Below are 12,132 nucleotides of genomic sequence, written 5' to 3' on the forward strand. Positions count from 1 at the left end.
TGAGCCAGGATCAAACTCTCCAAAAAAGAGTATGAGTTTAGCTCATAAGTTAAAACGTTGGCTCATGAGCTTCTATAATAGAAGCCATGATAATTAATTGTTTGTTGACGCTTGTTTGTTTAGTTTTCAAAGAACAATTTTTCATTATTGCTCCGTCAGAAGCAACTCTTATATATTATCAGGATCAATACCTGATGTCAATATTTTTTTAAGAAATTCTTTGTTGCTAACCAAGTAGCTCTCAGCAACAGATATAAATATAGCACCTTTAATCTACAATAGCAACATCTTTTTTCGGTTTTATTGCTATCTAGTAAAAGAAAGATAATTCGTATTTATGTCTCAAATTCATTGCTGATAGTAAGAAAAGCACAAGCGCCTTTATGATTTTCTGGATAACACCAAAATAACTAATGTTCATCACACAATTACAATGACTGCTTTAAACAACGGAACCTACGATTATTTTGTCGACTGGACTCGAAGTGGAGAAAGCTATTTAACACTTGATTTAGATATTGAAACTAATTGATCGAAAATAGAATCAAAAAGAAACCTCCAAGAGGTTTCTTTTTGATTAGGTTGATTTAATTCTAATAACAATAAACACTAAAAAAAAGAAGGGGATTAATGGGGAAAACGTAAATATAGCTTTAGGAAGTTTTCAGCACCGTAAAAATAATAAGCAATGGGAATTGACAATAAAGTGCTAAGTATAAAAAGTAAAAAAACAAAACGACGTTTGCCGTTTTGTTTTTTTACTTTTAGCAGTATTAACGATGACGCATTAATGGGAATAGCAGCACATCTCTGATCGATGGTGAATTTGTCAGAAGCATTACAAGTCTGTCAATTCCAATTCCGAGGCCTCCTGTTGGCGGCATTCCATATTCCAATGCTTCGATAAAATCCTCATCCATTTCGTGCGCTTCATCATTTCCCTGTTCTTTTTCTTTAAGCTGAGCTTCAAACCGCTCTCTTTGATCGATCGGATCATTCAGCTCAGTAAACGCGTTTGCATGCTCCCTAGCAACAATGAACAATTCAAAACGGTCAGTGAAACGTGAATCTTCGGCATTCTTTTTTGCCAAAGGAGAAATATCAACTGGATGACCATATATGAAGGTAGGCTGAATTAGGTGTTCCTCCACTTTTTGCTCAAAGAATTCATTGACGATATGTCCATACTGCATATGTTCAGTGATTTCCACTCCGTGTTCTTTTGCAAGCGCACGCGCTTCCTCTGTGGTCATTTTCGGCCAGAAGTCTACTCCAGTATGTTCTTTAATCGCATCAACCATGTGAACCCTTCTCCACTCTGGCTTCAAATTGATTTCGTATTCCCCGTACTGAATTGTCGTGGTTCCTAGAACATCCTGAGCAATGTAGGCAACCATGTTCTCGGTTAAGGACATAATGTCTCTCCAGTCCGCATATGCTTCATAAAGTTCAAGCATTGTGAACTCTGGATTATGTCTTGTCGAAACGCCTTCATTACGAAATACGCGGCCGATTTCATATACCTTTTCCAGGCCGCCGACAATTAGACGCTTCAGATGAAGTTCGATTGCAATTCGCATGTAAAGCTGCATGTCCAGCGCGTTATGATGGGTAATGAAAGGACGTGCAGAAGCCCCGCCGGCAATAGAATGCATTAATGGTGTTTCTACTTCAAGGTATCCTTGGCCATCAAGATAACGACGCATAGATTGGATGATGCGGCTGCGGTTGACAAACGTTGTCCTGCTTTCGTTGCTAGTAATCAAGTCAAGGTAGCGCTGGCGATAACGCTGCTCGACATCCTTAAGACCATGAAACTTTTCCGGAAGCGGCCGCAATGCTTTTGTCAAGAACACAAAGTTGTCAGCTTTGATGGAAAGTTCGCCAACTTTTGTTTTGAAAAGCGTACCCTCAACACCGACAATATCACCAAGGTCTGCTGAATTAAAAACTTCGTACTGCTCTTCCCCTACTGCATCTTGACGAACATAAATCTGGATTTGTCCAGCTAAGTCCTGGAGATGCGCAAAACCTGCTTTTCCTTTTCCGCGCTTCGTCATGATCCGGCCAGCAATCTTCACCGCGACTTTTTTTTCCTCGATTTGTTCTTTTTCCCATTCACCATATTCGCTGATCAGCTCTTCGGTAAGATGAGTGCGCTCGAATCTTTTTCCGAACGGGTCCATGCCCTTTTCACGCAATGCACTCATTTTCTCCCTTCTGACTCTAAACTGGTCGTTTACTTCTTCATGACTCATGTCGCCTTCACTCCAATATATAAGTAAATTTAAAAGGTAATCCTTATGTTTAGTGGATACTTTTATTATTTTACACAAACTAACGTATTCAGACATTAAAATCTTTTTTTAAATAAAAACTGCCGGTTTAACACCCTGGCAGTTGCTAAAGGTATTAATAGGAAACGCGATGGTTTCTGTCAATTTTTATCCAACGTGGTTTGCATATTGATCTTCCGCTTCTATTTCTGCTGCGAAGTTTGTTACTAAGCGGACATATTGATTTCTTGTTGTGCATTCATTGATTTGATTGCGAATCCTCGCGTTGCCGCGGATTCCTTTCATATACCAAGCAGCATGTTTGCGCATTTCGCGAACAGCGATGTGTTCATTTTTCAGCGCAATCAGCCGGTCGAGGTGAAGGATGCTAACATCGATTTTCTCGCGGGCGGTTGGTTCCCCGATCAATTCGCCTGTTTCAAGATACTTAACCGTGCGGTAAATCATCCACGGATTCCCGAGAGCAGCACGTCCGATCATCACTCCGTCCGCGCCTGTTTCCTCCAGCATTCTCTTTGCATCCTGAGGGGTTTGGATATCTCCATTGCCGATTACAGGAATCGTGACTGCCTGCTTGACGTCACGGATGATATCCCAGTCTGCTTGTCCCTCATACAGCTGGACACGTGTTCGCCCATGAAGTGCGATTGCCTGACCGCCTGCTCTTTCTACAGCACGAGCATTCTCTATAGCAAAAACATGTTCGTCATCCCAGCCCATGCGCATTTTAACTGTTACCGGCTTTTTAACGGCAGCTACAACGGCAGCTACCATTTCATAAATTTTGTTTGGGTCTAGCAGCCATTTCGCACCTGCATCACATTTAGTGATCTTCGGTACTGGGCAGCCCATATTGATATCTATTATATCGGCATTCGTATGTTTGTCCACGTATTCGGCAGCCTGGACAAGCGTATCTTTTTCGCCGCCAAAAATCTGCAGGCTGAGGGGCTTTTCACGTTCATCTATATATAACATCTCGAGGGTCCGGTCGTTTTGCAAAACAATTCCTTTGTCGCTGACCATTTCCGCACATACAAGTCCTGCACCGAATTCTTTTACCGTCAGACGGAACGCAGAGTTGCAGACGCCAGCCATTGGCGCAAGCACGACCTGGTTCTTCATTTCAATATCGCCAATCTTTAGCATATCCTTGCTATTCCCCCTTCTTTTCGTGCTGTTGAATTATCCCTATTGGGGGGTTAACTCTTCCAATTCGACGTTTAAAAAATCCGCGATTTTGGCAATCAATTTTGCATCCGGCATTCTGTTGCCCCGTTCGATTTCTCCGAGAATCGAAACGGACATACCAAGCTTTTTTGCAAGACCTTCTTGTGTATACCCCTTCAGCTTTCGATAAGCGCGAATACGTCTTCCCCATTTTTCTGCTTCCATATTCGTACTCCTTCTCTGTCCGGCATTCTTAGTAAATCGTTTGCCAGCGGTTCCCTGGCGTTTGGGAGCTTGATATATGGATCCATTTCAAGCAATGGAAGTATTACAAATGCACGTTCGCTCATCCGGGGATGAGGCAATGTAAGCTTCTCTGTTTCCACAATTTCATGATTATACAGCAAGATATCAAGGTCTAACGTTCTCGGACCCCATTTTATTTCCCTTTTTCTACCAAGTTTCAATTCGATGTCAAGACATGTATCGAGCAGTTCAACAGGAGACAAACTTGTCGCTACCTTGATGACCATGTTTAAAAATTGATCTTGCTCTGTATACCCCACTGGGTCGGTCTCATAGATGGAAGAAGTATTTATCACGGAAATCTTCTCTTGTCCCTCAAGGAGAATGATCGCCTGTGTCAAATAACCAAATCGGTCACCGAGATTCGATCCAAGTGCAATATATGCTTTGTTTTCCACTTTTATCTTCTCCTTGTGATTTCAACTGCAACCGATTTATAATGTCCCGGTATTGGCGGGTCCGGCTTAATTACTTTTACATGAACAGTATCGACAAGCAAAAACTTTTCTAAAATTACAGAGGCAATTTGTTCGGCAATCGCCTCTACAAGCTTATATGGTTTGCCTTCCAATATGTTCTTGCAGACTTGATATAGGTCAGCATAATTGATCGAATCTTGAAGTTGATCGCTTTTGCCAGCTTTCAAAAGGTCCAGTTCTACCGTCAAGTCTACTGCAAATCGCTGGCCAAGCGTTGTTTCTTCAGGAAATACTCCGTGGTAGCCGTAAAATTCCATCTGATTGACATGTATCTTATCCATTGAACACACCCTTTCCCATCAAGGCGTCCATCATTTTTGCCATGCGTGATATTTCTTTTACATCATGGATTCTGACAATCTGGCAGCCCTTCTCCATTCCAAAACAAACTGTTGCCCCTGTTCCTTCCGTCCGTTCTGTAACAGGGAGATCGAGCACGTTGCCAATCATCGATTTTTTCGAGGTGCCCAGCAGCACTGGGTAACCTAGTGACACGAGAGCATCTAAATGGCGCATCATCTCCAAGTTCTCTGCCGTGTCTTTTGCGAAGCCGATCCCCGGGTCGAGGATGATTTGCTCATCACGTACACCTGCCTTCTTAGCAATGGTGATGCTTTCAAACAGATCATTCAGTACGTCGCGAATGAAATGAGTGTAATTTCGATCTTTCCGATTATGCATCAAGATGATCGGCACACCCGATTCAGCTGCGACGTCTGCAATCTCAGGGTCATCCTTTGCACCCCAAATATCATTGATCATCACGGCTCCGGCGTCGATCGCACTTTTGGCAACCTTGGATTTATAGGTATCGATTGAAATTGGCACCTGAATTTCCTTTAAGATCTCCTCGATGGCTGGCACCACCCGGCCAATCTCCGCTTCATCCGAAATCCGTTCGTAACCAGGTCTGGTTGATTCACCACCAATATCGAGAATATGTGCACCGTCCCCTATCATTTGCTTCGCGCGTTGCACGGAAGCTTCAAGCTGGTTGTACTTGCCGCCGTCTGAAAACGAATCGGGCGTTACATTCAAAATTCCCATGATCAGCGTTTGCAAGCCATAATCCAAAGTGAATGGTCCCGCTTTTATCACCGTGTTCGGATTCATTTTGCTTGCCTCCCGTCCAATTGTGTTCTGCTCCATAGCGTTTCCCGCTGTGCTTTATATCGCCCGAATAAAGATTGGACTACCTCACCAAATTTCCCAGGAAAACTTTTCCTAGAAAAGGAAGTGACCGGGACGATTTCCTGGATGGAGTTCGTCAGAAAAATTTCGTCAGCTCCTTGAACAGCTTCTTTTTTATAAAAGCCTTCACGCACCTCGATGCCTGCTGTACGAGCGATCTCGATGACAAACCTGCGCGTTATGCCATTCAAGATTCCGGTATCGACGGCCGGAGTGAACAAGACCCCTTCCTTGAACCAAAATAGATTGGATACTATTCCTTCGGCCATGAATCCATCCTCATTCAAAAAAATGCCTTCTGTATCCATTGCGGGGCCTGCCTCACGCTTGGCCAGCACATTATTGAGATAGTGATGCGATTTCAAGCGGGCAATACCTTCTGGCGTGTTGCGTCGTAACTCAAGCAGCACGGCCTGTTTCTCATACATCTCACCTGCAGGAGGCAAAGGTTTCGCAAACACAATCACATTTGGCGCTTTATAGCTTTCCGTCTGCAAGCCGATTTCGGCATTTCCAGCTGAGACATTAAAACGAATGTAAGCGTCCCTTAGGGCGTTTTCGGCCAAGAGGCCTTTGAGAATCTTGAGCGCGTTCTCTCTCGTGAATTCTGCTTCAAAATCAAGGATCGCTAGACTCGCATTCAGCCGCTCCAGATGGTCATCCAGCAAAAACGGGTGACCATTGTAGATTCTGAAAGTTTCAAATACACCTAGACCATATAAAAATCCATGGTCAAAAGGAGAAATCGCAGCGTCCCTGTGATCAACAAATCGGCCATTTAAGTAGAGTTTCATTAAAAGCATACTTCCTTCGTTGCATGGTAATGTGAAAGGAAGTTCCGCAGCAGCTGCTTTCCGGGAGCCGTCAAAATAGACTCCGGATGGAACTGAACGCCCTCCACAGCCAAGGTTTTATGGCGGATGGCCATGATTTCTCCCTCTGCCGTCCAGGCTGATACCTCCAGGCAGTCTGGAAGGGTTTCATTTTTGACTAGCAGAGAATGATAACGTGCTGCTGGAAATGGATTTTCCACCCCTTCAAAAATCGTCTTTCCGTCATGGTAAACCATCGACGTTTTCCCGTGCATGAGTCGATCCGCACGCACAATGTCGCCACCAAATACTTGGGCAATGGACTGATGACCAAGACAGACACCAAAAACCGGCGTTTTGCCAGCGAAATTTTTAATGGCTTCTAAACTGATGCCCGCTTCATTCGGACTGCACGGTCCCGGAGAAATCATCAAAAACTCTGGGTCCATCTCGGCAATTTCCTGAATGGATGCCTGGTCATTGCGGATAACCTTCAGTTTTTCACCCATTTCGCCCAGGTATTGTACCAGGTTATAGGTAAAAGAATCATAATTATCGATCATTAAAATCATGAGTTTCCCTCCGCCAGCTCTTTTGCCTTCCAAAGCGCGATAGCTTTCTTTAGTGATTCCTTGTATTCATTTGCCGGGATGGAGTCGATGACGACGCCCGCTCCTGCCTGGACATGTGCCAGCCCATCCTTGACAAGCATGGTGCGGATGATAATGTTCAATTCCATATTGCCGTTAAATCCAAACCAGCCTAACGAACCTGTATATGCCCCCCGCCTCACCGGTTCGAGTTCTTCAATAATTTCCATCGTTCTAACCTTCGGGGCACCCGTAATGGTTCCGCCGGGAAAGGCCGCATTAACAACGTCAAACCACGTCTTCCCTTCTGCAAGCTCGCCTCTGACATTTGAGACAATATGCATGACATGCGAGTACTTTTCAATGATCATGAACTCATTGACTTCGACAGTACCGTACTTGCAGACCCTTCCGAGATCGTTCCTTTCCAGGTCAACAAGCATGACATGCTCGGCGCGTTCTTTCTCATTGTTGATGAGTTCACTAGCAAGCCGCAAATCTTCCTCATCCGTCCTGCCTCTCGATCTCGTGCCAGCAATCGGCCTTGTAGAAACCTCCGACCCTTTTACTTTTGCTAAAAGTTCGGGCGAGCCGCTAACGAGCTGGAATTCTGCTGTATGCAGATAGCCCATATATGGAGAGGGATTCAGCTTGCGCAACTGGCGGTATACTTCAAGTGCTTCTGTCTTGATTGGCTTTGACTGCCTGACAGATAGATTGACTTGAAAGACATCGCCCTGCGAAATATATTGCTGAATCCTCTCCACTGCCTGGTTGAACTCACTCTCCTCCATAGATACTTGCAGTTCATTTGCGCTGGACTTGTTCGCCTTTTCCTTGTGAAAAATCGGGATGTTGGCCTCCCAGCGTTTTTGCCAATCCGACATTCTTTCCTTTGTTTGCTCTTCTCTACCTAATTCACTAAGGGCCATGATCCATAATGTTTCTGTTTGGTGATCAAACACAAACCACTCCAGGAAAACCTGAAAATAAATCTCCGGGATGTCGGAATCATCCTTTGCCATTTGCGGCAGCTTTTCAATGTAGCGGGCATAATCATAGCTGATATAGCCAATTGCCCCACCCTGGAAATCTGGCAGACCTTCCACTTCCGGGACCCTGAAGGCTTCCATTTCCTGCTTCATTAATGCAAGCGGATTTCCGTTAAGCGTTGTTAATATACCGCTTTTTTTAATCGTTAATGTATGGTTTTTTCCTGAAAAAACGACATCGGGTTGGAATGCAGCGATGCTGTACCGCCCGCCCCGTCCGCTTTCGAGGATGATGTGCTCATTATATTGTTGGGCAATATAGTCGTATTGATGAAAAAAACGTGAAGCTGAATAAGGAATCGTTCGAGTAAGAACATGGTATTGCAGCAAGCTCGTCACCCCTAATTTTCTCTCTTTTTCCATCATACATGATGAACGGCCCACTTTCATTTCTAAAATCATGATTATGCTAAAAAAAGGGGTGGTTTTTTACAAAAAAACAAAGAAAAAAGGCAAGCGAGAAAGCCTGCCTGCCATCCTATTCAATATCAAATTGATAGAGCGGGGTGCTTAGATAACGTTCCCCGTTGCTCGGAATGATCGCAAGGACTTTCTTGCCTTTTCCCAGTTTTTTTGCCGTTTCAAGTGCTGCATAGATCGCTGCACCAGAAGAAATTCCGCCAAGGATGCCTTCTTCCTTTGCCGCACGGCGGGCATATTCAAATGCCTGTTCGTTTTCCACCTTGATAATTTCATCATACACATCGGTGTCAAGTACTCCAGGCACGAAACCAGCACCAATCCCCTGGATTTTATGGGGTCCTGGCTTGCCACCTGATAAAACCGGAGAGTCTGCCGGTTCAACGGCAACAATTTTGATATTCTTGTACTTTTCACGAAGAACCTTGCCTGCACCAGTGATGGTGCCCCCTGTACCGATACCCGCAATGAACGCATCAAGCTGGTCACCCATTTGCTCCACAATTTCTGGACCGGTTGTGCTTTCATGGATGCTAGGATTGGCTGCATTCTCGAATTGCTGTGGCATATAATAGCCCTTTTCCTTGGCAAGTTCCTCTGCCTTTTTGATCGCTCCGCCCATTCCTTCTGAGCCTGGAGTTAGCACAAGGTCTGCCCCATACGCCCGCAGCAGGTTGCGGCGCTCCATGCTCATCGTTTCGGGCATGACGAGAATGGCTTTGTATCCCTTAGCAGCGGCCACCATGGCAAGACCGATTCCGGTATTGCCGCTAGTAGGTTCAATGATTGTCGTTCCTTGCTTTAGGAAGCCCTTTGCTTCGGCATCCTCAATCATCGCAAGCGCAATGCGATCCTTGACGCTGCTTCCAGGGTTCATGTATTCCAGCTTCAGATACACATCCGCACTTTTGTCATCAACTAGCCTGTTCAATTTCACAATTGGTGTTTGACCGATTAGCTCATTAATGGAGTTCGCTATACGTACCATATTATCCACCTCTTAATCCGAGTATTTTAATTGGTTTTATTAAAATCTACCAGTGCTTTTCAACTATGTCAATCAGAATGCTTCGACAAAACCCGCGATCCAACAAAAGAAAGCACCGGTTACGGAACCTTGGTGCTATCTCCCTTATTTTTTGCTCGTCTCTCCGTAGAACCAGCTTACTTCAGCATCGTTCCAGAATGCACGGGCAGAGACAGGGATGTCCATTTGTTCGAGGGCAATCTGTCTGCGAATCTGGTTCTCTACCTCGCTAAAGCTATAGCTCTTGCCTGCAAGCTTTTCATGAAGGTATACGATCGCGTAGCCATCTTCTGTTTTTACAGGTTCGGTCCATTCTTTCGGCTTCAGGGACTTTGCCGCTGTAATGACTTCTGGAGAAATGAGCTCATCCTCTTCGGTCACAAAGCCGATGTCGCCGCCGTCATTCGCAGAAAATTCATCGATGGAACGCTCCATAGCCAATGCGGCAAAGCTGGATCCGTCTTTTAGCTCCTGTGCCGCTGATTCTGCTTCTTGTTTTGTTTCGACAATGATTTGTGATAGATGGTAAGAGGAAGGGACATCAAAAAGATGCTTGTTTTGTTCATAGAAGGCTTTTTTATCATCTTCCGATACTTTAACATCCTTTGTCAGCAGCTCTTCAAGCAGCAAACTATATTCGATCTGCTGCTTCCATCTTTCTTCGCTTTTCGGCTCTTCTCCTGGCGACGAATACATTGCCTTATAAATAGTCAGTTCCCGTTCGACTGCATCGTCGGATAATTTAATGCCATATTTCTCCGCCATTTGCACGACTACTCGCTGGTCGACCATGTCCCTGAGAGTCTCTTGTCCGTATCGTTGTTCCAGCTCGGTGAGCCATTGCTGGCGGGTGATCGACTCCTTGCCAACTTCCGCTACTGTCTCTTTCTTTCCTTCAAGAATAGCAGGCTTGCCCAGAAGCATTAACAGCGTGATCACGTTCAATATAGTTAATCCAGCAATAATATACCAAAGCTGTTTTTTTTTCACTTTTCTTCCCCCAGCATCAGCTTATTTTGCGTCTTTCTCTATCTCTTCCAAGTCTTCTTTTGTAAACAAATATTTTTCGTTACAGAAATGACAATGCGCTTCAGCTTGGCCTTCTGTCTCCATCATATCACGGATTTCTTCCGCTCCGAGGCTGATCAATGCCTGACTGAACCGCTCTTTGGAACAGTTGCACACGAATGACACCGGCATCGACTCAAGGAATTTGACATTATTCTTGCCCATTAGCTCTTCGAGGACTTCCTCAGGAGAAAGCCCGTTTTCAATCAATTTTGAGACCGGCGGCATCGATTCTAGTCGTTGCTCGATGGCTGAAATGGTATCTTCTGTCGCTCCAGGCATCAATTGAATAAGGAAACCGCCTGCTGCCTTAATGGTGTTATCCGGATTGACAAGGACTCCGACACCAACGGAAGAATGCACCTGTTCGCTTGTTGCGAAGTAAAAGGTGAAATCTTCCCCGATTTCTCCTGAAACAATCGGCACTTGACCAGTAAAATAGTCACGCAAGCCAAGATCTTTTACAACGGTAAGCGTTCCGTCTGTTCCGACCCCCTGTCTTACATCCAACTTGCCTTGTTCATTCAGGTCAAAGTGGACATGAGGATTCGAAACATAGCCTCTGACCTCCCCTTTTGCATTGCTATCAACGAGAATCAATCCAAGCGGACCGCCGCCTTCGATTTTAACCGTTAATTTATCTTCGCCTTTCATCATCGCACCCATCATTACACTAGCAGTCATCGTGCGGCCCAGCGCAGCCGATGCCACCGGCCATGTATAATGGCGGCGCTGTGCCTCTCCAACAGTTTCAGTCGTTTTGGCAGCATACGCCCTAACCTGTCCATCAAACGCAAGTCCTTTTACTAAATAATCGCTCATTATTCTACTCCCTTTCATGCTGTAACAAGTAAAGCCTCCTTCAGGCTTAACTATTTTTATTCATGTTGCGCTTATAGATAAGCTGCAATCCTTTTAATGTCAAAAACGGGTCGACGACATCAATGATATTTGTTTCCTCGGCGATTAACTGCGCCAGTCCCCCTGTCGCAATCACTTTCGTCGTAACCGGATTCTTCGCCTTCATCCGCTTAACTATTCCCTCTACTTGGCCAACATATCCAAACAAAATGCCTGCTTGCATCGCAGATACAGTGTTTTTGCCAATCACGTCATCCGGGCGTGTGATTTCAATCCTCGGAAGCTTGGCAGCGCGCGAATAAAGGGCTTCGGTAGAAATACCAATTCCCGGGGCAATCGCTCCGCCCATATACTGATTATGATCATTGATATAACAATAGGTAGTCGCAGTGCCGAAGTCAACAATGATCAGCGGACTGCCATATTCATGGATAGCCGCAACCGCGTTGACGATTCGGTCAGCTCCCACTTCCCGCGGATTTTCGTATTTAATGTCCAGACCCGTTTTGATGCCAGGCCCAACGACTAATGGTTTCAGCTGGAAGTACTTCTGGCACATTCTCTCAAGCGAGAACATGATTGGCGGTACCACGGACGATATGATGATTCCATCTATATCAGAGAAACGGAGATTGACATGGTCGAAAAGATTTTTGACGATCATTCCAAACTCATCTTCTGTTCTATGGCGGTTTGTTTCCATTCTCCAGTGGTGTTTCAACTCATCTTTTTCATAAACACCCAATACGATATTTGTATTCCCGACGTCAAAAACAAAAATCAAGCTATTCACCAACTTATCAATAGTTTTCTAAATCAATACTGCAAATATCATATCATAATCGCCAGAAATTCACTA

At 44.8% G+C, this 12,132-nt stretch carries 13 protein-coding genes; all 13 read right to left on the minus strand.

Annotated elements, in window-relative coordinates; genetic code table 11:
* Positions 1–773 precede the first annotated feature (773 nt).
* Positions 774–2,258, minus strand: a complete 1,485-nt coding sequence (lysS, locus tag J2S25_RS15040; protein ID WP_044391985.1) for a lysine--tRNA ligase — start codon at positions 2,256–2,258, stop codon at positions 774–776.
* 186 nt (positions 2,259–2,444) lie between these two features.
* Positions 2,445–3,446, minus strand: coding sequence for a tRNA dihydrouridine synthase DusB (gene dusB, locus J2S25_RS15045; protein ID WP_044391983.1), 1,002 nt, complete (start codon positions 3,444–3,446; stop codon positions 2,445–2,447).
* A gap of 42 nt (positions 3,447–3,488) precedes the next feature.
* Positions 3,489–3,692, minus strand: a complete 204-nt coding sequence (locus J2S25_RS15050; RefSeq protein ID WP_044391981.1) for a helix-turn-helix domain-containing protein — start codon at positions 3,690–3,692, stop codon at positions 3,489–3,491.
* The gene (gene folK, locus J2S25_RS15055) at positions 3,644–4,171 is read right to left on the minus strand and encodes a 2-amino-4-hydroxy-6-hydroxymethyldihydropteridine diphosphokinase (RefSeq protein ID WP_044391979.1); all 528 of its coding nucleotides are present in this window, start codon (positions 4,169–4,171) and stop codon (positions 3,644–3,646) included. Before folK ends, J2S25_RS15050 begins: the two co-directional genes overlap by 49 nt.
* 2 nt (positions 4,172–4,173) lie before the next feature.
* On the minus strand, positions 4,174–4,533 hold the full coding sequence (gene folB, locus J2S25_RS15060; protein ID WP_044391977.1) for a dihydroneopterin aldolase: 360 nt from the start codon (positions 4,531–4,533) through the stop codon (positions 4,174–4,176).
* Positions 4,526–5,365, minus strand: a complete 840-nt coding sequence (gene folP, locus J2S25_RS15065) for a dihydropteroate synthase (protein WP_044391975.1) — start codon at positions 5,363–5,365, stop codon at positions 4,526–4,528. Before folP ends, folB begins: the two co-directional genes overlap by 8 nt.
* Entirely contained in the window at positions 5,362–6,237 is an 876-nt protein-coding gene (gene pabC, locus J2S25_RS15070) for an aminodeoxychorismate lyase (RefSeq protein WP_044391973.1), read from the minus strand. The genes folP and pabC overlap by 4 nt, the downstream gene beginning before the upstream one ends.
* A complete protein-coding gene (gene pabA, locus J2S25_RS15075; RefSeq protein ID WP_044391971.1) occupies positions 6,237–6,827 on the minus strand; it encodes an aminodeoxychorismate/anthranilate synthase component II in 591 nt (196 codons plus the stop codon). Before pabA ends, pabC begins: the two co-directional genes overlap by 1 nt.
* Positions 6,824–8,260, minus strand: a complete 1,437-nt coding sequence (locus J2S25_RS15080; protein ID WP_128721498.1) for an anthranilate synthase component I family protein — start codon at positions 8,258–8,260, stop codon at positions 6,824–6,826. Before J2S25_RS15080 ends, pabA begins: the two co-directional genes overlap by 4 nt.
* A gap of 115 nt (positions 8,261–8,375) precedes the next feature.
* The gene (gene cysK / locus J2S25_RS15085; protein ID WP_044391969.1) at positions 8,376–9,305 is read right to left on the minus strand and encodes a cysteine synthase A; all 930 of its coding nucleotides are present in this window, start codon (positions 9,303–9,305) and stop codon (positions 8,376–8,378) included.
* A 144-nt stretch (positions 9,306–9,449) separates the two neighbouring features.
* On the minus strand, positions 9,450–10,334 hold the full coding sequence (locus J2S25_RS15090) for a peptidyl-prolyl cis-trans isomerase (RefSeq protein WP_044391968.1): 885 nt from the start codon (positions 10,332–10,334) through the stop codon (positions 9,450–9,452).
* Between the two features lie 21 nt (positions 10,335–10,355).
* Positions 10,356–11,234: an Hsp33 family molecular chaperone HslO gene (hslO, locus tag J2S25_RS15095; protein ID WP_044391967.1), complete on the minus strand. Its 879-nt coding sequence runs from the start codon at positions 11,232–11,234 to the stop codon at positions 10,356–10,358.
* Positions 11,235–11,280: 46 nt separating this feature from the next.
* A complete protein-coding gene (locus J2S25_RS15100) occupies positions 11,281–12,057 on the minus strand; it encodes a type III pantothenate kinase (protein ID WP_044391965.1) in 777 nt (258 codons plus the stop codon).
* Positions 12,058–12,132 lie beyond the last annotated feature (75 nt).

This window comes from Mesobacillus stamsii, from assembly GCF_030814065.1.
In the GTDB taxonomy this organism is placed as follows: domain Bacteria; phylum Bacillota; class Bacilli; order Bacillales; family Cytobacillaceae; genus Mesobacillus; species Mesobacillus stamsii.